Below are 21,542 nucleotides of genomic sequence, written 5' to 3' on the forward strand. Positions count from 1 at the left end.
TGTTCATAGTGGATGAGCTCATGTGGCTAGCGATTGGTGCAGCCGCAGTTTTTATAGTGGAAGCAAGTGTGTATTTTTATTGGGTGAAATGGGGAAACGGCTCTTTTATAACATTTATAAATGATGGCCAGAGACCTCAACGAAATTTCAAAGTGCTTCAAACGTTTAAAACATCTACACAAAAAATCGCACTAGTCGAAGTCGGAGAAGAAGTATGGGTATATAGCAACGGTGAGATCATGTTTGGCACGAAACAAGATGAGAATGAGTATGCCGAAGTGATCGTACATGTTCCGATGGCCGCAGCGAAAGAGATTAAACGCATCTTAATCATCGGTGGAGCTGGCGGGATTAGTGCGCGTGAGGTTTTGCGCTATGACGAAGTGGAGGAAACTATCGCTGTCGATATTGATGCTGAGATGATGGACCTTGGAAAGAACTTCGATCGTTTGGTGATATTCAATGAGGGTGCTTTAAATCATCACAAAGTGAGAACGAGGATTGAAGATGGCAGAAGTTTTGTAGAACAAAGCCTAGAAACCTGGGACGTAATCATTGTAGACATACCAGAACCGACTGAAAGATGTCCAAGTTTATCCCGATTGTTTTCTATAGAGTTTTATCATCAATTAAAAGAACACTTAAACCCGGGTGGTGTTGTATCCATTGCTTGTTCAACCGTCAACCTGATGCCAGAATATATGTGGAGCATAGAAAAGACGTTAAAAGAATGTGGACTTTTCACAATTCCTTTTCATAATTTCTCTAACAAGACGGGTGTGGATTGGGGTTATGTCCTCGCTTCGACATTACCCATACAGCGAGATGACATCCGATTAAAAGTTACTGTTCCATTCTTAACAGAAGGAAGACTGAAGGATGTGTTGGAACTACCGTACTACTTGAAAAACCTTGAAAACAAAGGTGATATCCAGACGGATCAGAACACCGTCCTCTTAGATATTGTAAGAAGAGAATTGAATAATTGACATAGATAGCACTTGTGTAACTTACAAGTGTTTTTTTAGTGTTTTCAATTATGGAATAGGTGTAAGTAACGTCTTCTTATAACAGAAGGGTATTTATTTTGTTATTTATGAAGCCGAGAGTGCAACTTGGTAAAGGTCTGTGACAGGTTGGTCAGAAGTGGATTTACGATGAGAAGATCATGACATATACTGTATGAAAATAATATGAACCACATAAAAGGGGGCGTGAGATGAAGCTTACAATACTTGAAAGTGATGATCATGAAGGTTTGGAGATCATTGTGAAATGCAAAATGTTAAATGATGAAGTTATTAAAGTTCTAACTTCATTGAGGTCTCTTGAAAGAAAAGTATTGGGTACAAAGGATGGGAAGGTCTATCTTCTTTTACCCAATGATATTTATTATTTTGAGTCAGTTGATAAAAAGACATTTGCTTATACCGAAAAATCGGTCTATGAGGTGTCATTAAGGTTGTATCAAATTGAAGAGCTGTTCGGTGATGTAAATTTTTTTCGTGCTACAAAAGCAAGTATATTGAATCTCGATCGATTACAATCTATTTCCCCACGAATCGGGGGCAGGTTAGAAGTGAAGATGGAGAACGGAGAGAGCATGTTAGTGTCCCGGCAGTATGTGCCTGTCTTAAAGGAAAAGTTAGGTTTTTAAAATGAAGGAGGCGATGATATGTTTAAAAAAGTAATGGCGTATACGGTAGCATTTAAAACGATTATGAGTTTATTCTTTTCGGCAGGAATCATCATTTATGTTGTGTTCGGCTATATGCTCGGAACGAGGGAGATCTCCTTCGAGATGATCGTTCAAATCTTTTTTATCAGTATTTTGGTTACTGGTTTGCATTACTTATTTTGGACTGAGGACACTAAAGTGAAGTTAACAAATAGTTGGAAACTGGTTATACAATATTTTATTCTCGGCTTCGTTTTAATGGGCATGTCTCAAGTATTTAACTGGTTCGAGTGGGGAAGTAAAACATTTTATATGATGTTGGTTCTGTTTCACATTCTTTATTTGGGCGGCATACTTGGGTTCACCATCTATTTTAAAGTGCTAGGATTTCAATTCAATCAGAAGATGCAGCATTATCGGGAGCAGAATCAAGCTCGCTAGCTTTTAAGAAGTTGTAAAAAGAGTATAGTGTGGTAACAATTATAATCGCAACGATTTCGTTGCGATTATTCTTATATAAACCCCCTGTAAAAAAACTGAAAAAAATTAAAAAAGTGTGTCGATATTATCGTCTCTTCTTCGTCGTATAAGTAAATCAACTTAAAAACAACTAAAAATGCTAAGGAGAGATTCATATGAATACTGTAATTTCAAAAGATGGAACAAAAATTGTTTATGACAAGGTAGGAAATGGGCCTTCACTCATCTTAATCGGAGGCGCATTCAGTTATCGAAAGTTCCCTGGCTTTGTTAAACTTGCGAAATTATTAGCAGACCAATTTACCGTTTACACATACGATCGACGTGGCCGTGGGGATAGCGGTGACGCAGAAAAGTATGAACCCGCACGAGAGTATGAAGATCTGGATGCAATTATCTCAAAAGCAGGAGGAACAGCATTCGTTTGGGGGTTATCATCAGGAGCCGTTCTTGCTTTACAAGCTGCTGCTCATGGAGCAAGCATTACAAAATTAGCGCTCCACGAACCACCATTTATCGTCAATGACACAGATCATGTACCACCAAGTGATTTTTCAAAAAAGGTTAGTGAACTTATTGTTGATGACCGCAGTGCGGATACGATTAAATATTTCATGACGAAGGGCATGGGGGCTCCTTCATTCATTGTAACTATGATGCGTATGATGCCTGGTGTTTGGTCTAATCTTATGGCGGTTGCACATACCCTTCCGTACGATGCAGCATTATTAGAGGGGTATATGGAAGGAAAGTCATTGCCTGAAGATCGTTGGAATAACGTTACAGTACCAACACTTGTACTTAAAGGTACAGAAAGTCCTTTAATGCTTCGTGACGGATCAGATGCTTTAGTAAAAGTGCTTCCTAATGCTGAACTAATAAGTAAGAAGGGACTTGGACATACGAAACAACTTAATGTTAAAAGTATTTCTTCAGAGCTCGTCTCATTTTTTTCGGCTGTATAAACTAGAGGAAATCACTAAAGGATTTATTTAACAAATACCGAAACCTTTTTATAGATTTATTGTGCAGATTATAAAAATGAAGAGTTAAAAATGAGGAGGCAACTAAACATGAGATTTATGATGATCGTTAAAGCGACTGCAGATTCAGAAGCGGGGGTCATGCCGAGTCAGGAATTAATAGATGCCATGCAAAAATATAACGAGGAATTAGTAAAGGCAGGTGTGCTTCTTGCTGCAGACGGCCTACAACCTAGTTCAAGTGGGTTGCGAATTTCTTACCCGGAGCGGGGCGGTAAGGCCAAAGTGGTTGACGGTCCGTTTACAGAAGTAAAAGAACTGATTGCAGGCTATACACTTATTGAAGTGAAGTCAAGAGAAGAAGCAATTCAGTGGGCTCTGCGTATGCCGGATCCACATGGATTTGGACATGGTGAGATTGAACTGCGGCAGGTTTTTGAGGCGGAGGAAATTATGGAAAATCCCATTCATTTAATGAAAGAAAGAGAACTTCGAAAAAAAGCTGAGGAGCAACAAAAAGCGTGACAGTGGTCGATGTAAATCGAGCGATCGAAGAGATATGGAGAATGGAATCTGCGAAGTTGATCGCATGCTTAACGCATTTGCTGCGAGATGTTGGTATCGCTGAAGATATTGCTCATGATGCATTAATCGTCGCATTAGAAAAATGGCCGAATATCGGTATCCCAGATAATCCAGGGGCATGGCTGATGACTGTGGCCAAACGTCGTGCGATTGATTTAATAAGGCGTACAAAAAAACGTGATCAAAAATATACTGAACATGCTAGAGGAACAGATTTGTATACGGAAGAAGATGTTGGTCTAGTAGTAAACGAAGAGATTGGAGATGAACTTCTTCGTTTGATTTTCATGACCTGTCATCCCGTATTATCGCAAGAGGCAAGGGTTGCACTTACGCTTCGTTTGTTATGTGGTTTAACTACTGATGAGATTGCCCGTTCTTTTCTTCTGTCAGAATCTACTGTAGCGCAACGAATTGTACGTGCCAAAAGGACACTTAGATCTGAAAATGTTCCTTTTGAAGTTCCAGCAACAGAGGATCGAAAAGAGCGGCTATCAACAGTGCTTGAAGTTATTTACCTGATGTTTAACGAAGGGTATGCAGCAACATCAGGCGATCAATGGGTTCGTCCTTTGCTGTGTCAGGAGGCATTGAGATTAGGGCGGGTCCTGGCTGAGATTGCCCAAAGTGAATCAGAAGTACACGGGCTAGTCGCATTAATGGAAATACAATCTTCACGGTTGAAGACTAGAGTAAATGCAAAAGGGGAACCAATTTTACTCATGGACCAAAATCGAGCACAATGGGATCGGTTACTTATTCGTCGTGGATTAGCGGCACTCGAGCGGTGTGAAAGGATAGGTGTACCACTCGGGCAATATGCGATTCAAGCGAAAATCTCTGCTTGTCATGCAGAAGCTCATTCCGTTGAAGAAACGAATTGGATAAGAATAGCGGCGCTTTATGAGGCGTTATACAGAATATCTCCTTCACCTATCGTTGAATTAAACCACGCTGTTGCCGTCTCAATGGCATTTGGTCCGTCTATAGGACTTCAACTTGTAGATGAATTAGGTAGAGAGCCTTCTTTACAGGAGTATCACCTTCTATATAGCGTGCGTGGAGATCTTCTTTTTAAGTTAGGAAGAATGGATGACGCTCGTATAGAATTTGAACACGCTGCATCTATGACTAAGAATGAAAAAGAGAAAAGCCTTCTGATGTCCAGAGCAAAAGAATGTGAGTCTTGAACAAACTACTTTTAAGCCTAGTAGATTATAGATGTTCAGTTTCGTAGTAAAGGTAGGAAAGCTGATCACAATCCAAAGGAGGAAACGATGGATGCGATTTCAGAGAGGTAAAGTAGAAAGCAAGGGACATCATTCATTACGTCGAAAGCCACCACTTTCGAGTCCAAGTAAAGAAAGTTTGAAAAAAGACTTAGAAGAACATATATATATGTTGCAAAAGGGCGATAGGACAAAAATAAAGGAGACAGTAAACGATGAATCAAGATGTGACCCATTTTATTGAGGAATTAAAAGAGTCCTGGCAGGTAGACTTGTCAACGAATCTACGCGGAGTTGTTCACCAGGCGATACCTAATGTTAATGAGCGTATTCAGTATAAAAAACCTCACTTCTTAAAAAACGGAAAATATGCTGCTGTGATCTCAACATCCAAAGATGCCGTAAGCTTTACAATTTTCAATGCAAATTCATTAGAACTTCCAGAAGATCTATTCAGTGGTCCACCAGAACGTAAAACCATAAAGTTGCGTAAAGGTGACACGGTTGATTCCAAACAACTTATTTCTTTTGTCAGAGAAGCTTCGAATTCTTTATGATTGATCTATTCATTAAAAAAAGCTTGAGTCCGAGAGATTCTGGACTCAAGCTTTTTTTGTGGAGTCAGTTATGCACCTTTTCGTACAAGTTGTTCTTCTTTTGATGACTGATCAAACAAGTATTTTTTTACAGCGTTTGATGAATGTTTCGCTTTTTTACCGAAGAATGGATTCAACACAACTACCGTCGCAAAGTTAGCCATCAATCCCCAGAAACCTTCATAGATTCCAAGACTTGTACCTGTTGAATAGACTGTGAAGGTAACGACAAGTCCTACGATCAGGCCGATAATGGTAGCTTCTCTAGATTGATTTCTCCAGAATAAGCTGATAACGATTGCAGGAAAAATCTGCACCATTCCTGATACACCAAGCAACTGTAGGGAAACGAGCGCTTGTGGAAACACAAGACCGAACAATAAGGCAAGTCCGATAACAACGAAAACCATGCCGCGAGTGATCATCGTTAGTTTCGGTCCTTTTACTCTCGGATTGATGAGGTCACGATAGATGTTGTTTGCAAATAGGTTTGATGCACCAATCGCCATGATAGAGCATGGAATGAGGGAAGCAAGTGCGATCGTAGAGTACGCTAATCCCTGACCGATTCCACCATAAGACGTTTGGATCAATGCAAGAAGAGCAAACCTAGGATCAGTCCCATCTGGTAAAACAAGAAAAGCAATGAATCCAAGGAAAACAACAAGAATTAAAACGATATTATAAAGCGGCAGAAACAGTGCATTTTTTCGAATGGCATCTGCACTTTTCGCTGTGAAAACGCCTGTTGCCGCATGTGCCCACATAAAAAGAGCAAGTGATGATACAAAAGCTGCTGTAATGAACCATGTAATACCTTTTGGTCCAGACTCTGGAATCGTTAAGAGGTGAGGAGCTTCCGTTACGATTTTATCAACCATAGGATTCCAGCCGCCAAAGTGCATGATTGGAAGAGACACGACCATGAATAACATGATTGCCCATACTAGAACATCCTTAATGATTGCTGTATATGTCGGTCCTTTGATCCCACTGAAAAATGTATACAGTGCAACAAGCAAGAAAGAGGTGATCACGACCACTTTTACATTGATAAAGCCTGTCCCAGCAACCTGGAGCGTATCTTGAATACCACTCAGCTGCAAACAGATATACGGAATCAGCATAAGTACGCCGACGATGGCGATGAGTGAAGATAATAGCTTAGAGTCAAAACGTTCGCGAGCATAGTCTGCTAGAGTGGTTAACTTATGCTCATTAGCCACTTTCCATAACTTCGGAAGGAAAAAATAAGAGATAAAATAGGCCAGAACCGAGTAGGGAATCGCGAAGAATGCGAGACTTCCTGCTGTGTAAGCGGTACTCGTTAACCCTAGGAACGTATAAGCTGTGTAAAGGTCTGCACCGACTAGAAACCAGACGAGTAGGCCGCCAAAGCGTCTTCCGCCAACAGACCATTCTTCAACAGAACTTCGGGTAGCTTTGTCCCTACCGGCAAGAAAGCCGATCAGAACAACTGTTAAGATAATAAAAATCGTGATAGATAGTGCTGTAAGATTACCTTGCTGCATTTAGTCCAGACTCCCTTCTGATTTCTGAAGTTGATAGATTCCTAATGTGCAAAAAGGAGTTAGCACAATCCACAAAAACAACCAAAACTGAAGAAACGGTAGTCCGAAAATGATAGGATCGATCCTGTTTACGAACGGTAGAACGACCAGTTGTGCGATAAATGGAGCGGAAATCAATACAATCAATAATAATTTCTTCATGCTGCATGTGTCCCTTCTGTGGTGTTTTTTAGAAATATAATGTTCACAATCATAACAGCTTAGAAAGTGAGGGACAAGGGGAATTATATAAATTTTTAAAATATTTAATATTATTAGAAAATGAAAGGGTTTACATATTATATAAAAATAAATACTGTACGACCTAAGCAAAAATAGGATACATACATATTATGGAAGTAACCGTATAAAGGGAGGTGGGAAACGATGATTCATTCATGTGTTTGTCACACGTTAAAATGTTTGAAATACGGGCAAGCTGTAGTTCTGTTAATAGGTAACAGGCAGATTCCTTTTATTTTTCAAGGAATCAACGGAAATTGTGTAGTGGGTATAACGAGTGGTAACCAAGTACTTGCTTTAGACTGTAGATGCATAACGGCGGTTATCTGTAGCAGAACGGCTGTAAACATAAATAGATTTTCTAATCCTAATGTTATTACAATTCCTGATAGCGGAGCTGCAACACCTTATCCATCGACTATTAATGTGTCAGGTTTAAGTGGGACAGTTGCAAATGTGACGGTAACTCTCCGTAACCTCACACATTCATATTTAGCTGATCTGCAAATATTGCTTGTAGGTCCTCAAGGACAGAATGTCATCTTAATGTCTACAGTTGGAGGCTTTAGTCCTGGTGTTGTGAATGCTACGTATACGTTCAGTGATGCTGCAGTAAATTCTATGACAGAAGATGCTATTCCTCCATCAGGCATTTATAAACCAAGTACTACTCTTCCAGTTACAGCATTACCAGGTGCGCCAGGACTTCCTTATGGAACGGTTCTTAGTGTTTTTAATGGAACGAATCCGAATGGTGCATGGCGATTATATGTATATGATCAATTTGCTCAAGACCAAGGAGCCATCAATAGGGGCTGGGAGCTGACTATAACAACACGAGAGTCATTTTAACTGTAAGACCTCCAAGTAAAGGAGGTTTTCTTTTTTTACTACCAATCATTTCGCTTATGTTTACCTTCTATTTTCTTAGAATCATCTGGCATGCTAAGACCGTGCTGCTTAATGTGGTCTGCGTTCTTTACAAAATAGTGATACTTCCAACCCTTTTCGTTATGAAACTCTACTAAAAAGATATAAGGATTGTATTGCCGTCCGATGTTTTGTGTAATCTGCCACTTTTCATTAGGAAATTGCTTTTCTAAATATAAGGTGAGCTGTTCTTTTTTTACGGAAACGTGATAGTTAATCCAAAAGGGATGTATGATGAAAAGTAGTAAAACGAGAGTTGTCATGATACTAGCTGTGTATAAGCCGGTTTTTCGTTTTGTTTTGGGGATGAAAAAAGCAATGATGAAAAGTGTGCAGATCAAAGTTACGGTGAACATAATTTCGATGACTGTGATCGGATGTAAATCCATGAATATGTGCCTCCTCTTCTGAAAATGGAGTTTAATACATAGTTTATTCTATATAGAAAGGTAAATATCTTCTTACATAGACACCTATTTCTTTGCTAGCTAGACACCAACATAATGAATCCACAAAAATCGCTTCTGAATCCAGAAATATGCATGTTGAATCCAAAAGTTTAGCCGTTTAATCCACGAGTTTTAGGCTCCAATCCACATTTTTAGTTTGCCAAGCTAAATTTGTCCACTCCAAATGGACGCCAAGGAAAAAAGCCGCACCCATAAAAGGGAGCAGCTTTTTCCAACCTATCATGCAATTTAAAACCACAAATATGGCTTTCCGACCATAAACCAAAGCATGATCATCAGCAATCCGAGATAGATCCAAACGGCACGCTGTAATTTCCGAGCGAGCTCCACTTTATCACACGCTTCATCATCAAACTTACGAAGCGTCGGTGAAAAGGCACGCGCTAAAAAGAACAGCGAGCAAAATAAGACGATTAAAGTCATGAGAATCCACGGCGTATCCCACGTCCATGGTCCAGTAAAAACAAGCAATGTACCTGAAAACACCAGAACGTGACCCGCGTGCTTGGCGAGCCAAACGACAAACCGAAATGTGCCAAGGTGGGCCTGCATCTCATCTCCACTAGCGGTTCTCAGTTTTTTGATCAGTGGGAACAGAATAAAGAACGGGCCGACAGAAATGATCACGCTTAAAATATGGATATACAAAAAAATGCGATACAAATTATCCATCAAGTTATGATTTAGCCTTTAGCAGGACTGAATTCGTGAACCCATACTTGCATATGAGGAAGCCACGGCATACCAGGGTGGTAAGAAAGAATGGCGTTCTTATATTCTTCGACCGTTGCAAAACCTTCGTCTTGAGCGTGTTGATCGGTTAGTTCACCAAGAGATTGTCGATATACATTGTTCACTACGAACGAATGGCCATCTAACTCCATGATTTCCCCGATATCTGCATAGCGTCCGTTACGGCGGGTAGCCGTTTTTTTGCCTTCTAGAACTTTAGCAACATCAGCTGGCATCGTTACGAGTCTTTCAATCGAACACGTTTTTGGTGGTAAATTGTTATTTTCATGATTTGTCATATGTAAAAACTCCTTTTTCATTTCTCCAATTCCTAATGTATCACATTTTATTAAGTAGTCTGTCTATTTTTATCGGAAGAAAACGGTAAGATGTGTCTTTGCTATGTTGAGTCAGTACCTTTATAATCAAGAGATGACTCTACCTGAGGGAGGCTAATTTAAGTTTTGATAGAAAAAGCAAAGCAAATGCTGAATTTGCATTACGGTTATTCTTCATTCCGAAATGGACAAGAGCAAGCGATACAATCGGTTTTAGCGGGTGACGATACACTCTGTGTTATGCCTACAGGTGGCGGAAAATCGATCTGTTATCAAATACCTGCCCTTGTTTTTGAAGGAACAACAATTGTTATTTCTCCTTTAATTTCATTAATGAAAGATCAGGTTGATACATTATTGCAGTTAGGTATTTCCGCGGCTTTCATCAATTCTTCACTTACAGCAGCAGAGGCGAGAGAACGAATTGAAAAGGCGAAAAGCGGTGAGTATAAACTTTTATATATTGCACCAGAACGTCTAGAATCTTATGACTTTATGGATCATTTGAGACAAATTGATATTCAATTGATCGCGGTAGATGAAGCACACTGTATCTCGCAATGGGGACACGACTTCAGACCGAGCTACCAACGTATTCAAAGAATGATCGGAAATCTGCCGAATCGTCCGGTAGTTCTCGCGTTAACGGCAACAGCTACACCGCGTGTTCGCCAGGACATCTGCTGGTCGCTTGATATTGATGAGAACAAGACGGTATTAACAGGATTTGAACGTGAAAACTTATCTTTTTCTGTGATTAAGGGACAAGACCGTCTTTCTTACTTAAAAGACTTTCTCAAAAAGAACGAGAAAGAAGCGGGGATCATATACGCAGCAACACGTAAGACGGTTGATCAGCTTTATGAAACACTCCTAAAAAGCGGCATCAACGTATCTCGTTATCATGCAGGAATGAATGACAATGAGCGCATGGAACAACAAGAACAATTTCTTCAAGATGAGTCATCGGTTATGGTGGCTACTTCTGCGTTTGGGATGGGTATCGATAAATCGAATATTAGATATGTTATCCATTTTCAGCTGCCTAAAAACATGGAGAGTTATTATCAAGAAGCGGGCCGTGCTGGCCGTGATGGACTTCCGAGTGAATGTATCCTGCTATATTCATCACAAGACGTTCAAGTACAGCGTTTTCTGATCGATCAGTCTAGTGAGCAGGATCGTATGGCGCAAGAGCTGGAGAAGCTTCAGCTCATGGTGGACTATTGCTACACAGAAAGCTGTTTGCAGCAATCGATCGTCCGCTATTTTAGTGATGAAGAAATACCACCATGCGGCCGGTGCGGCAACTGTACGGATAATCGCGATAGCATCGATGTGACAAGAGAAGCGCAGATCGTATTGTCCTGTATCGTGCGAATGGGGCAGAAGCGTTTCGGAAAGACATTGATCGCACAAGTACTGACAGGCTCTAAAAATAAAAAAGTGTTAGAGATGCGATTTAATAAGCTGCCAACTTACGGCATGATGAAAGATAAAAGCACGAAAGAAATAACAGACCTTATTGAGTTTTTTATCTCACAAGAGATCATCGCCGTTGAGCATGGTACGTTCCCAACTCTTTATATAAAAGAAAAAGGGAAAGACATCCTGCTCGGAAAAGAACAGATCATGCGTAAAGAAGCGGTCGTAACCAAACAAGTGGCTGCAGATGACCCGTTATTCGAAGAGCTTCGAATTGTGCGTAAGACGATAGCTGAACAAGAGAACGTTCCACCGTTCGTTATTTTCGCAGATACCGCGTTAAAAGATATGTGCGTGAAACTGCCTGAGTCAAGAACCGAATTTTTGAGTGTGACGGGTGTGGGTCAGAATAAGCTAGAGAAATATGGTGAGCGATTTATCTCTGCCATTTCTGCTTATTTGGCTGAGCATCCAGAGCGAAGAGAGAGTGCGGATCAGAGTATCGTTACAAAAGAACCTTCCAAAAAGACAACGCCTGATTCTCATCTTGAAACATACACTCTCTATAAAGAGAAGATGTCAGTCGATGAGATCGCTGGTCATCGGAAACTAGCTTTAAGTACGGTCGAGAATCATCTTATTCAATGCATGCAAGAAGGAATGGATGTTCAGATGGAGGACCTTATTCCAGAGAGATATGTACCTAAGATTGAAGATGCCATTCAACAAGCTGGCGGAGAAAAGTTAAAGCCGATCAAAGAATTACTTCCTGAAGAAGTAAGTTACTTTATGATTAAAGTTTACTTGCTTCAAAACGAAAATAAGAAACGGGTGACAAGATGAAGAAGAATGTCCAATTAAAAGTAAAACCTTCTTATGTGAAGGGGTTAAAAACAGGTTTTCCATTGATTACGGAGGATACTGTACAAAATATAAGCAACGTAAAAGAAGAAGGAACGATTATTGAACTGTTTGACGAAAAGAATGTATTCCTTGGTAAGGGGTATTATGGCAAACAAAATAAAGGCCGCGGGTGGGTATTAACGCAAAATTCACAAGAACTTATCGATCAAGAATTCTTTGAGAAGAAGCTGAAAAAAGCGATCAACCATCGACAAGATCTTTTTAACAATTATGAAACGACAGCTTTCCGCGTTTTTAACGGTGAGGGAGACGGAATCGGTGGCCTGACGATCGACCACTATAACGGCTACTACGTTCTAACTTGGTATAGTGAAGGCATCTACTCTTTTAAGGATGAAGTGATCGCTTCTCTTAAAGAGCTTGTTAAGGTAAAAGGCATCTATGAGAAGAAGCGTTTTGCAGTAAAAGGAAAATATATTGATGATAACGATTTTGTTGAAGGTGAACAAGCACCAAGTCCACTGATCGTGAGAGAGAACGGCATCCACTTTGCCGTTTATCTGAATGATGGTGCGATGGTTGGTGTGTTCTTAGATCAGCGTGACGTGCGAAAGACCATCCGTGATCAATATGCAAAAGGGAAAACCGTTCTGAACACGTTCTCTTATACTGGTGCGTTTTCAGTTGCGGCTGCTCTTGGTGGTGCTGCGAAAACGACAAGCGTTGATTTAGCGAATAGAAGCCGGAGCAAGACGCAAGAACAGTTCAGTGTGAACGGTCTGAACTATGAGGACCACGACATCATTGTAGAAGATGTGTTCAACTATTTTAAATATGCTGTCCGAAAAGGGCTGTCATTCGACCTTGTGATTCTAGATCCACCGAGCTTTGCGCGTTCTAAGAAACATACGTTCAGTGCAGGGAAAGATTATCCTGATTTATTAGCACAAGCGATACAGATTACAGAAAAAAATGGGGTAATCGTAGCTTCTTCTAACTGTTCAACGTTTGGGATGAAAAAGTTTAAAGAGATGATATCATCAGCATTTAAACAAACAGGCGGCACGTATAACATTTTAGAAGAGTTTAAGCTTCCACAAGATTTTAAAACACACAAAGAGTTCAAAGAGGGTAACTATTTAAAAGTAGTGTTCATTGAAAAATTAAGCTAACCGGCGAAAGGGGATCTTCATGTCGATGAATAACGAACGCCGTATTTTAATCATGACTTCCGTAGCTGCTGAAAAAGAGGCGATAACAAGAGGAGTTGGCCCAGTGTCATCCGTAGATGTGGTCTTAGCTGGAGTAGGTCCGATCTCAGCGGGTATCCAAACAACAAAAGCACTTTTAACGAAAGACTATGACGTTGTCATTAACATGGGGATTGCAGGAGGATTTCGGGATAAAGCAGATGTAGGAACACTTGTTATTGCAGATGAGATGATTTCAGGAGATCTTGGGGCAGAATCTCCTGAGGGATTCATCACATTAGATGAGCTTGGTTTTGGTGCTTCAACGCGCATAAAAGCAGATAGCGAACTGGTCATGCACTGTTTAACATCATTAAAGCTTGCAGGGGTACCGGTTCAACTCGGCCACGTCCTAACACTGTCTACTGTGACAGGAACTTCTGAAACGACGAAGAATCTTCAGGATCGTGAGCCTGATGCTGTAGCAGAGGCGATGGAAGGCTATGGTGTAGCGCTTGCGGCACAAGAATTTGGAAAGCCGGTACTTGAGATACGTTCCATATCAAATCCGATTGGTCCGCGAGATCGTTCTGCTTGGCGTATGAAGGAAGCGTTCGATACACTAGAGAGAGCTAGTAAAGTTATCGCGGAGGTTTTGTTATGAGTAAAATGAGTATTGCGTTTTCACCTTGTCCCAATGACACATTTGTTTTTCATGCATTGGTTCATGGTCTTGTTCCTGGTTCTCCTGAATTTGATGTTACATATGCAGATATAGATATCACAAACGGATTAGCCGCTGAGTCAGATGAACTTGATATCTTGAAGATCTCATACGCAGCGCTTCCTTATGTTTTGGATAAATATGCTCTGCTTCCATGTGGAGGTGCACTCGGTCGTGGATGTGGTCCGTTAGTACTCGTGAATCAACCAGGTGAAGTTACACCAGACATGCTATCAGGAGCAAAGGTGGCCGTTCCAAGTGAGCGCTCTACAGCCTACATGCTGTTCCGTTTATGGGCGGCTCAAAATGTACCAGGCGGAGTGGGCGAGATCATCGTTATGCCGTTTAATGAGATCATGCCTGCTGTAAAAGACGGCAAGATTGATGCAGGTCTTGTGATTCATGAAGCTCGCTTTACGTATCAAAATTACGGGTTAAACCTGTTGGCGGATATGGGAAGCTGGTGGGAAGAAGATACGGGACTGCCCATTCCACTTGGAGCGATCATCGCGCGCCGTACGCTAGATTTAGAGTCTATTACAGCCTGGATACGTGAATCAGTAGAGTACGCATGGCGAAATCCTGATGCATCAAGAGAGTATGTGATGCAGCACGCGAGCGAACTCTCAGAAGACGTTGCGAAATCTCACATCGATCTGTACGTGAATGATTTTACCGCGGATCTTGGAGGTAAGGGCTTTGAGGCTATTACGACACTACTCAACCGTGCCGGAGAAGAGGGCATCGTGCCGAAGAGAGATTATACGAATCTATTGAAAATGTAAGTGGACAGTAAAAGCCAGAAAGTAGACAGTAAATTGTAATAAGTGGACAGTAAAAGTTCGAAAGTGGACAGTAAATATAGAAAAGTGGACAGTAAATGATAAAAAGTCGACAGTAAACTGATTTTATCAAGAATTAACCACTCTCCACATCCGCGCATACCTTATAACGAGAAGAAAATCTGTTATAAGGAGGCGCAATATGTCTAATACAAACGTATTAACACTGATTGGGGCTTTGTTAGCTGGTTATTTTCTACTTGCACTTCCACTAGGCGGCACGTTTTTAGCCGCATTTGGTCCAGCTGTTAAAATTATCGCTATTTTAACTGTTCTCGTTTTTGGAGCCGTATTGATTTATAAAGGGCTCAAGGACATATTAAGAAAATAATAGACATGAAGAAACCCGCTGTAACTTAAGCGGGTTTCCTTGTTTTTATTCAGGAAGCAAACCACGAAGCTCCTCAGTCATCTGATCCAGAAGTTCAGGACGTCCGTGAAATTGAGCAGGTGTGTTTTGAAAAAGTTTAATGAACCATTTTTCATCATTTTTTACTGCAACCACCGTATGATGCGTGTTCAGTTCTTGAGATAGTTCTGTTTTTCCTACTGGTACCATGCCAGCAATAGCGCGAACAATAACAGCATCATCATTTAGCAAGGAAATGTTCTTCACCTTTGCATAATAAGGTGGGGTTGGGAAGCTGTTGAAAATTGGTTCGAGATGAGCATGAATCTCTTCAGGACCGAATGCCTGACTCCCATCATATCCAACCATCTCACCGTCTTCAGTAAAATAATCAGCCATAAGACGTGAATTCCGCTCGTTCCAAGCATGTAAGAAGTTAAAATATAGATCTTCAACAGCTTTTGTATTTTCTGTTTCCATCACTTAACCTGTCCTCCATATGTAAGATTGTCATATGATCATCATAACAAAACAGCCACCATCCTCAAAATAGTGGCTGCATCAAATATTATTTTTGTTGTTGTGCAGCGGTTAGTTTTTCGATTTCTAGATCAATTTTCTTGTGAATTTTGTCGATCGTTGAAAAATTCATCGCAGCTATATAGATCTTTTCTAAATCATCGTGTTTACTTTTTGCATCTGCTAAATATCCGATAGCTTCTTTCATCTTTTTTGAATAGCGGCCGCTGATTTCTTTTAGATTATCAAAGAATTTTTCATCCGTTCCTTTTTTAATCGTCTTTTCATACATATCTATGATGGAGTCACCTTCACGTTCAGGAAAATACTCATGAGGTGCTGTACTATCAAAAATCGCAAAACCGAGCTCTCTTACGATCACCATATCCAAACTGTTTGGATCGAACCCACAATGATAAATTTCAACATCATAACCAGAAGCCTCGGCATTTGCGGCCAACTTTTTTAATAAAGTTGATTTTCCAGACCCTGGTCTTCCCTTAATAAAATATCTCTTTTCCAGACCTTCCGTTAAGTTTGGAACAAAATCGACTGCACCTTTTGGGGTAGCTGCTCCTAAAAAACGGTGATAAACGTTCGCGGCTTTATTTACTTTCTTAGAAAAAAATTGATGCATCAGTTCATCCGTAATTTCGTTTGCTTTTTCATAATTCATGTTCATAATATAAATTTCTTCCCATTCATCATGGATGAGGAGCGCATCATGGAAAGTCGCATACGCTTTTTGATAATCAGCAGAAATGGAATCTGTAATCTTTAAAATTTCCGCCTTTTTGTTCGCTAGTTTTTTAGAATCCCACGCCTCACCTAAATTCACGTATTCCTCGATAGCCCCGGGTGCTTTGGGTTCAATAACATGTGGAGAAGTGCCATCAACTATTCCAATTCCTAGTTCCCGGATAATCACGCCATCAATGGATCCGTTGTCTGAAGCGCAATGGATGTATTCTATATCGTAGCCTTCGTTGTTCCACTTTTCCCCGACCGCTTTCATAAGTGTCGACTTACCAGTGCCAGGTCCGCCTTTTAAAATAAAGAGGCGATCAAGACCATTAAGATTTGATGTGAATAGGTTGTGAAAACCTCTTGCTGTATTGCCGCCAGCATAATAATTTAGAATTTTTCCAGTCAAGGTTCAAAACACTCCTCTTTTTTGTAGTTGTGTTTCTACATGCATGTTATGTAAGGATGATGGAATAGGTGATTGCCTAAAAAAACACATTTATTATTTAAATTGTTGAAATATGATGAAATAAAAAGAAATTTTACGAATGAAGGAGTATGGCTAAAAAAAGAGGAATAAATACACCCTAAATCACATAATATTGACTATTCTGAATATTTAAATAAAATTTAGAATGGGTTAATATGTAGTTAACAAAGAAACACTACTTCAAATAAAGGAAGGCGTGATTCCAATGAAATAAGCAAGCGAAGCATATCAAATCACATCCAGTTAGAGATCGGCCAGTGAAAACTGATTTCGAGATGTGTGGGTATGTGGGAACGCGCAAATACACATAACGAAAGAGGATGATTCCAATGACGTATGTGAGCGAAGCATGCTAAGATCGTGTTGCAGATGGAAATAGCCGGTGAAAACTATTTTCGCAGCATGTGGGCGTGTGGGAATTTACCAGAAGTAGAGGAAAAATAAGATCTAATGCAAGGCAATTGATTGAACGAACAATTAATTGAAGTCTAGTTAGGGACAATAACTAGCATTTGTGTATTAGTAAGAAAGGAAAGAACGTTTAAGTGAATAAAGTGATTTTAAGCTAAAGGCGCTGTTTATGTGATGTATGCATATTCAGCGTCTTTGTTTTGTTTAAAATATACATAAGTTACAATGGCTCTATAACATTAAACAATTAGTTAGGAGAATTTAAAATGCTGCTTTCAAATATTGAAAAATACATAGACCATACAATACTGAAGCGAGGTTATCAATACTATGAGAGTGGCCGTGTAGAAGATCTTGATGAGATAGTTCCTGGTCAATATGAAGCAACAGTGAGTGGGACAGAAGAATATTTCGTGGAAGTTAGAATAGAAGAAAATAAGATTGTAGATAGCTATTGTAACTGCCCTTATGATTATAGTCACATTTGTAAGCATCAAACTGCAGTGTTTTTTGCAATTAAAAATGAAAATGATAGAGTGCATAAAAAGCAGGAGTTACCTGCACTACTTAAGCAATTAAGGAAGGATGAACTGATAGAACTACTATTAGATTTAGCAAATGAGAAAACAAATGTTAAACAACAATTATTATTCTTGCTATCAAAGTCAGCAGATGAACTAGAGTCATCTGAAATACTTATAAAAGAATATATAAATAAAGCTAAAATCGATGGTTTTATTCACTATGACCAGACGGATTTTGCAGTAGCAGGTGCTGAACAAGTATTGCATAAAGCTCAAAAAAAGCTAACGGCAAATGAAATAGAGACTGCTGTAAAACTCAGTATTCTTGTTCTATCTCATATCGTTGAGATGACTCAATTTTGTGATGATTCATCTGGAACAGTTGGACAAATAATAAATGAAGCTATTTTTACAATAAAGGATGCTGTAGAAGAAGGGGTAGATATTCTTACTTTTGATGAGCGGAATCAGTTATTGAGTATAATTCTAAAAGAAGCACTTCACTCAAGATATATAGAAATAAATGACGAATGGAGTCATGATTTAATTAGGGCTTGCATTCCGTTTAGTGATATTCCTGAACAACGAGTTGCCATTGAAAGGACCTTAACTAATATGCTAGATGCTTCTCAAGATAGTTGGAACTTTTCTTCTATAAAATCTATTCAACTGGATATTATTGAATTAAATGATGAAGCGGAGGATGTTGAAAGATTTATTTTTAACAACTTGGCATGGAGTGATATTAGAGACAAGGCTATTAATAGTTGCATTCAAAAATCTCAATATAAGAAGGCGTTAGAAATATGCTTAGAAGGTGAGAAGAAAGACCACGATAAACGTGGTTTATTATCACAGTGGAAAAATTACAGATATGTTGTCTATGAAAAAATGAATGATTTTAAAAAGCAGAAAGATATTGCCTATGAACTACTGCTGCAAGGAGAATATAAATACTTTAATATTTTGAAAAAATTAACACCTAAAAAAGAATGGGAAAGAGATTTTTATCAAATATTGCCTAAATTAAAAGAATCCTATATTTATACGGATATACTTATCGAGGAAAATCAGATGGAATTACTATTAGATTATTGCTCGATTCACTCCTATAAGTTTTTTGAGCTATATCCATATCTTATTAAAGATTATCCGAATGAGGTGTCCCGACTATTTACTGTTTTTATAAAAAATGAAGTTAAATATGTTTCAAACCGCAGTGGATACAGAAAAGTCAGTGGTTTATTAAAGGTATATAAAAAAGCTTGTGGATTAGAAAAAGTTAATTATTTAACTAAAGAACTGAAGGAAACGTACAAAAAACGTCCAGCATTTATAGATGAACTGAATAAAGTAAAGTGAATTTAACTCACCTAGCTTTTGAGCGGGGTGAGTTTTATTTTCTTCTAAAAGAATATTGCTAAAAAGTACGTTTCTCTCTTCATTAATAGGTTGATTGGAGTGAATTATGCGAGACAAAGGTTAGGACAAGCGGTCAGGTGAGACCCTTAAATCCACAAAGTTGCAAGGTGCTCACCGCCTGCCCCGTGGAAAGCGAGCATCAGGAACGGAAATCAACTACTAACAAGTACAACTATTCATACAAACATAGCCATTTTTAATATACGCCTCAAGTCTTAGAACACATTACTTCTTAAAGCCATGGTTATTTTAGGAAGGTTTCGATAAGGTAATAATAGAAACATAGTATAGAAGAACTTTTTTAACGAAAACGAAACTCAGAAACCACTACATCCGTATGAATAGTAAAGAGTTTATGTCAGGAGTCGATTACAATGAACGGATTTTTAGCTTTTTTTATCCGCATGTTTGTTGCTATCCCAGCTTCAGTAGGAGTATGGCTGGCAAGTATTATTGGGTATGACCAGACCTACCTTTTGTCGTCTGGCATTGCAGTAGCTGGAGGAGCTGCCGCATACACAGCAACAGGACTTCTTCAAAAACAGAGATTTCTCAGTGAACATCACTTATCTAGAAGAGAGTATAAATACATTAGAAAAAATTTAGATGAAGCAAAGCCTAAGATCTATAGACTGCAAAAGGCAATGTTTTCAGTACGTGATCTACCGACTTTAAAACAAAGAGCAGACCTTGTTCGTGTAGTAAGAAAAATCCAGAGTTTAACCCAAAAAGAGCCAAGACGTTTTTATCAAGCAGAACAATTCTATTTTTCTCATTTAGATTCAGCTGTTGAGCTGACCGAGAAATATATGTTTCTATCCTCGCAGCCAAGAAAATCAAAAGAATTGACGCAATCGTTGGTAGAAACGAAAAGGACACTCGACGAACTGATCGATCAGATCGAAAAGGATTTATACCAAGTACTGTCAAATGATATAGATGACCTACATTATGAGATCGATGTAGCGAAGTACTCGATTAAATCCCAGAATGACTCCCAATCCATAAAAAAGGCAGGCGATATAAATGAAAGAAAATAATGCACCCCTTAACCATTCAGATGAACCGACAAATCTAATGGATGACTTGTTGGCTAACCCTTTTGGCGAACAGCAAGAAGCAACTGTGCCTTCGAACGAAAATAAGCAGGTACGATTAATAGATGTTCTGCCAGAAGAAAATAAAGAAAAAGCGTATCAGCTGGCGAAACAGATCGATCCTACGAATCACCAGACGATGATCACGTACGGAGCACCTGCACAGGCAAAGCTTCATTCCTTTTCGAACACTATGCTTGATCATGTGAAAAAGAAAGACACCGGACAGATCGGTGAGATCATTGGTGATTTGATGAGAAAGCTTCAAGATGTGAATCCTGAAGAATTAAAGTCGAACAAACCAACGTTGATCGGTCGCATGTTCGGAAAGATCTCAGGCTCTGTTCAGGAGGTCCTATCGAAATATCAAAAAACGGGAGCGCAGATTGATCGTATTTCCGTAAAGCTAGATGGTAGCAAGAATGTTCTCATGTCCGATATCGTCATGCTTGAAAAATTGTACGAAAACAACAAAGAGTACTTTCAAGCGTTGAATGTATATATAGCAGCAGGAGAACTTAAGCTGGATGAGCTAAACCAAGTGACAATTCCTGAGATGAGAAGAGTTGCTGAACAGACGAACGATCAGATGAAGTTCCAAGAAGTAAATGATATGGTTCAGTTTGCCGATCGACTCGATAAACGAGTACATGACTTAAAACTAAGTCGTGAGATCACGATCCAGAGTGCACCACAAATTCGACTTATTCAAAACACGAACCAAGCACTAGTAGAAAAAATTCAATCTTCTATCATGACGGCTATTCCCTTGTGGAAGAACCAAGTCGCTATTGCACTGACGTTGATCAGACAGCGTAATGCAGTAGAGGCTCAAAAACAAGTTTCCAAAACGACGAATGAGCTTTTACTAAAAAATGCTGAGATGCTAAAAACCAATACGATCGAGACCGCAAAAGAAAACGAACGCGGCTTGATTGATATTGAAACGTTAAAGAAAACGCAAGAGAATCTTCTTTCAACGCTAGAAGAGACACTGCGTATTCAAGAAGAAGGACGAGTTAAACGACGTCTTGCAGAAGAAGAGCTGGCTACGATGGAAATCGGATTGAGGCAGAAGCTGCTTGAGATTAAAGGTGATTAAATAA

At 39.4% G+C, this 21,542-nt stretch carries 23 protein-coding genes; 16 read left to right on the forward strand and 7 right to left on the reverse strand.

Going from position 1 to position 21,542, the window contains the following annotated elements; all coding sequences use genetic code 11:
• The first annotated feature begins 8 nt into the window (after positions 1–8).
• The 7 genes from H9648_RS14155 to H9648_RS14185 all read left to right on the forward strand — a co-directional run bounded on the left by H9648_RS14155 (position 9) and on the right by H9648_RS14185 (position 5,512).
• Positions 9–989, forward strand: coding sequence for a spermidine synthase (locus H9648_RS14155; RefSeq protein WP_191754452.1), 981 nt, complete (start codon positions 9–11; stop codon positions 987–989).
• A gap of 230 nt (positions 990–1,219) precedes the next feature.
• Positions 1,220–1,657 carry a LytTR family DNA-binding domain-containing protein gene (locus tag H9648_RS14160; RefSeq protein ID WP_191754453.1) on the forward strand — a complete coding sequence of 146 codons (438 nt, stop codon included), beginning with the start codon at positions 1,220–1,222 and terminating at the stop codon, positions 1,655–1,657.
• An 18-nt stretch (positions 1,658–1,675) separates the two neighbouring features.
• On the forward strand, positions 1,676–2,119 hold the full coding sequence (locus H9648_RS14165) for a hypothetical protein (protein ID WP_191754454.1): 444 nt from the start codon (positions 1,676–1,678) through the stop codon (positions 2,117–2,119).
• 194 nt (positions 2,120–2,313) lie between these two features.
• Complete coding sequence (locus H9648_RS14170; RefSeq protein WP_191754455.1) at positions 2,314–3,123, forward strand: alpha/beta fold hydrolase; 810 nt, start codon at positions 2,314–2,316, stop codon at positions 3,121–3,123.
• A gap of 108 nt (positions 3,124–3,231) precedes the next feature.
• On the forward strand, positions 3,232–3,666 hold the full coding sequence (locus H9648_RS14175; RefSeq protein WP_191754456.1) for a YciI family protein: 435 nt from the start codon (positions 3,232–3,234) through the stop codon (positions 3,664–3,666).
• Positions 3,667–3,707: 41 nt separating this feature from the next.
• The gene (locus tag H9648_RS14180; protein WP_225218917.1) at positions 3,708–4,916 is read left to right on the forward strand and encodes an RNA polymerase sigma factor; all 1,209 of its coding nucleotides are present in this window, start codon (positions 3,708–3,710) and stop codon (positions 4,914–4,916) included.
• A 254-nt stretch (positions 4,917–5,170) separates the two neighbouring features.
• Positions 5,171–5,512 carry a DUF1801 domain-containing protein gene (locus H9648_RS14185; protein ID WP_191754458.1) on the forward strand — a complete coding sequence of 114 codons (342 nt, stop codon included), beginning with the start codon at positions 5,171–5,173 and terminating at the stop codon, positions 5,510–5,512.
• Between the two features lie 68 nt (positions 5,513–5,580).
• On the opposite strand, the gene H9648_RS14190 is transcribed toward H9648_RS14185, so the two are convergent.
• Positions 5,581–7,083 (reverse strand): sodium:solute symporter family protein, encoded by a 1,503-nt coding sequence (locus H9648_RS14190; protein ID WP_191754459.1) that lies wholly within the window; start codon positions 7,081–7,083, stop codon positions 5,581–5,583.
• Positions 7,084–7,284 (reverse strand): DUF3311 domain-containing protein, encoded by a 201-nt coding sequence (locus H9648_RS14195; protein ID WP_137791444.1) that lies wholly within the window; start codon positions 7,282–7,284, stop codon positions 7,084–7,086.
• A gap of 225 nt (positions 7,285–7,509) precedes the next feature.
• Here H9648_RS14195 and H9648_RS14200 point away from each other — a divergent pair, with 225 nt between their 5' ends.
• Positions 7,510–8,217, forward strand: coding sequence for a proprotein convertase P-domain-containing protein (locus H9648_RS14200; RefSeq protein WP_191754460.1), 708 nt, complete (start codon positions 7,510–7,512; stop codon positions 8,215–8,217).
• 38 nt (positions 8,218–8,255) lie between these two features.
• Here H9648_RS14200 and H9648_RS14205 read toward each other — a convergent pair whose 3' ends face one another.
• From H9648_RS14205 to H9648_RS14215, 3 genes are all read right to left on the reverse strand, one after another.
• Positions 8,256–8,684, reverse strand: coding sequence for a hypothetical protein (locus H9648_RS14205; RefSeq protein ID WP_191754461.1), 429 nt, complete (start codon positions 8,682–8,684; stop codon positions 8,256–8,258).
• Positions 8,685–8,993: 309 nt separating this feature from the next.
• Positions 8,994–9,437 (reverse strand): hypothetical protein, encoded by a 444-nt coding sequence (locus H9648_RS14210; RefSeq protein WP_191754607.1) that lies wholly within the window; start codon positions 9,435–9,437, stop codon positions 8,994–8,996.
• Between the two features lie 11 nt (positions 9,438–9,448).
• Positions 9,449–9,796 carry an ASCH domain-containing protein gene (locus H9648_RS14215; protein WP_191754462.1) on the reverse strand — a complete coding sequence of 116 codons (348 nt, stop codon included), beginning with the start codon at positions 9,794–9,796 and terminating at the stop codon, positions 9,449–9,451.
• A gap of 165 nt (positions 9,797–9,961) precedes the next feature.
• Between H9648_RS14215 and recQ the strand changes: the two genes are divergently transcribed.
• The 5 genes from recQ (at position 9,962) to H9648_RS14240 (ending at position 15,211) form a co-directional block, all read left to right on the forward strand.
• Positions 9,962–12,103: a DNA helicase RecQ gene (recQ, locus tag H9648_RS14220; protein ID WP_191754463.1), complete on the forward strand. Its 2,142-nt coding sequence runs from the start codon at positions 9,962–9,964 to the stop codon at positions 12,101–12,103.
• Positions 12,100–13,296 (forward strand): class I SAM-dependent rRNA methyltransferase, encoded by a 1,197-nt coding sequence (locus tag H9648_RS14225; protein ID WP_191754464.1) that lies wholly within the window; start codon positions 12,100–12,102, stop codon positions 13,294–13,296. The genes recQ and H9648_RS14225 overlap by 4 nt, the downstream gene beginning before the upstream one ends.
• Before the next feature lie 19 nt (positions 13,297–13,315).
• A complete protein-coding gene (locus tag H9648_RS14230; RefSeq protein ID WP_191754465.1) occupies positions 13,316–13,978 on the forward strand; it encodes a futalosine hydrolase in 663 nt (220 codons plus the stop codon).
• Positions 13,979–13,983: 5 nt separating this feature from the next.
• On the forward strand, positions 13,984–14,823 hold the full coding sequence (locus H9648_RS14235) for a 1,4-dihydroxy-6-naphtoate synthase (protein ID WP_191754608.1): 840 nt from the start codon (positions 13,984–13,986) through the stop codon (positions 14,821–14,823).
• Between the two features lie 199 nt (positions 14,824–15,022).
• On the forward strand, positions 15,023–15,211 hold the full coding sequence (locus H9648_RS14240; RefSeq protein WP_191754466.1) for a hypothetical protein: 189 nt from the start codon (positions 15,023–15,025) through the stop codon (positions 15,209–15,211).
• 45 nt (positions 15,212–15,256) lie between these two features.
• Here the strand turns inward: H9648_RS14240 and H9648_RS14245 are convergent, their stop codons facing one another.
• Both H9648_RS14245 and H9648_RS14250 read right to left on the reverse strand, forming a co-directional pair.
• On the reverse strand, positions 15,257–15,709 hold the full coding sequence (locus H9648_RS14245) for an SgcJ/EcaC family oxidoreductase (RefSeq protein WP_191754609.1): 453 nt from the start codon (positions 15,707–15,709) through the stop codon (positions 15,257–15,259).
• 88 nt (positions 15,710–15,797) lie between these two features.
• Entirely contained in the window at positions 15,798–16,901 is a 1,104-nt protein-coding gene (locus H9648_RS14250; RefSeq protein WP_191754467.1) for a PRK06851 family protein, read from the reverse strand.
• 758 nt (positions 16,902–17,659) lie between these two features.
• On the opposite strand from H9648_RS14250, the gene H9648_RS14255 reads away from it, so the two are divergent.
• The 3 genes from H9648_RS14255 (at position 17,660) to H9648_RS14265 (ending at position 21,538) form a co-directional block, all read left to right on the forward strand.
• Positions 17,660–19,279, forward strand: a complete 1,620-nt coding sequence (locus tag H9648_RS14255) for an SWIM zinc finger family protein (RefSeq protein ID WP_191754468.1) — start codon at positions 17,660–17,662, stop codon at positions 19,277–19,279.
• A gap of 434 nt (positions 19,280–19,713) precedes the next feature.
• Positions 19,714–20,379, forward strand: coding sequence for a 5-bromo-4-chloroindolyl phosphate hydrolysis family protein (locus H9648_RS14260; protein ID WP_144704219.1), 666 nt, complete (start codon positions 19,714–19,716; stop codon positions 20,377–20,379).
• Complete coding sequence (locus H9648_RS14265) at positions 20,366–21,538, forward strand: toxic anion resistance protein (protein WP_191754469.1); 1,173 nt, start codon at positions 20,366–20,368, stop codon at positions 21,536–21,538. Before H9648_RS14260 ends, H9648_RS14265 begins: the two co-directional genes overlap by 14 nt.
• Positions 21,539–21,542 lie beyond the last annotated feature (4 nt).

The sequence above is a fragment of the Fictibacillus norfolkensis genome (assembly GCF_014836645.1).
GTDB classification, from domain to species: Bacteria; Bacillota; Bacilli; order Bacillales; family Fictibacillaceae; genus Fictibacillus; species Fictibacillus norfolkensis.

Bases quoted from the DNA above. Each gene is read 5' to 3' on its own strand.
- H9648_RS14160 (WP_191754453.1), top strand. From the start codon at position 1,220: ATGAAGCTTACAATACTTGAAAGTGATGATCATGAAGGTTTGGAGATC.
- H9648_RS14165 (WP_191754454.1), top strand. From the start codon at position 1,676: ATGTTTAAAAAAGTAATGGCGTATACGGTAGCATTTAAAACGATTATG.
- H9648_RS14170 (WP_191754455.1), top strand. From the start codon at position 2,314: ATGAATACTGTAATTTCAAAAGATGGAACAAAAATTGTTTATGACAAG.
- H9648_RS14175 (WP_191754456.1), top strand. From the start codon at position 3,232: ATGAGATTTATGATGATCGTTAAAGCGACTGCAGATTCAGAAGCGGGG.
- H9648_RS14180 (WP_225218917.1), top strand. From the start codon at position 3,708: ATGGAATCTGCGAAGTTGATCGCATGCTTAACGCATTTGCTGCGAGAT.
- H9648_RS14185 (WP_191754458.1), top strand. From the start codon at position 5,171: ATGAATCAAGATGTGACCCATTTTATTGAGGAATTAAAAGAGTCCTGG.
- H9648_RS14190 (WP_191754459.1), bottom strand. From the start codon at position 7,083: ATGCAGCAAGGTAATCTTACAGCACTATCTATCACGATTTTTATTATC.
- H9648_RS14195 (WP_137791444.1), bottom strand. From the start codon at position 7,284: ATGAAGAAATTATTATTGATTGTATTGATTTCCGCTCCATTTATCGCA.
- H9648_RS14200 (WP_191754460.1), top strand. From the start codon at position 7,510: ATGATTCATTCATGTGTTTGTCACACGTTAAAATGTTTGAAATACGGG.
- H9648_RS14205 (WP_191754461.1), bottom strand. From the start codon at position 8,684: ATGGATTTACATCCGATCACAGTCATCGAAATTATGTTCACCGTAACT.
- H9648_RS14210 (WP_191754607.1), bottom strand. From the start codon at position 9,437: ATGGATAATTTGTATCGCATTTTTTTGTATATCCATATTTTAAGCGTG.
- H9648_RS14215 (WP_191754462.1), bottom strand. From the start codon at position 9,796: ATGACAAATCATGAAAATAACAATTTACCACCAAAAACGTGTTCGATT.
- H9648_RS14225 (WP_191754464.1), top strand. From the start codon at position 12,100: ATGAAGAAGAATGTCCAATTAAAAGTAAAACCTTCTTATGTGAAGGGG.
- H9648_RS14230 (WP_191754465.1), top strand. From the start codon at position 13,316: ATGTCGATGAATAACGAACGCCGTATTTTAATCATGACTTCCGTAGCT.
- H9648_RS14235 (WP_191754608.1), top strand. From the start codon at position 13,984: ATGAGTATTGCGTTTTCACCTTGTCCCAATGACACATTTGTTTTTCAT.
- H9648_RS14240 (WP_191754466.1), top strand. From the start codon at position 15,023: ATGTCTAATACAAACGTATTAACACTGATTGGGGCTTTGTTAGCTGGT.
- H9648_RS14245 (WP_191754609.1), bottom strand. From the start codon at position 15,709: ATGGAAACAGAAAATACAAAAGCTGTTGAAGATCTATATTTTAACTTC.
- H9648_RS14255 (WP_191754468.1), top strand. From the start codon at position 17,660: ATGCTGCTTTCAAATATTGAAAAATACATAGACCATACAATACTGAAG.
- H9648_RS14260 (WP_144704219.1), top strand. From the start codon at position 19,714: ATGAACGGATTTTTAGCTTTTTTTATCCGCATGTTTGTTGCTATCCCA.
- H9648_RS14265 (WP_191754469.1), top strand. From the start codon at position 20,366: ATGAAAGAAAATAATGCACCCCTTAACCATTCAGATGAACCGACAAAT.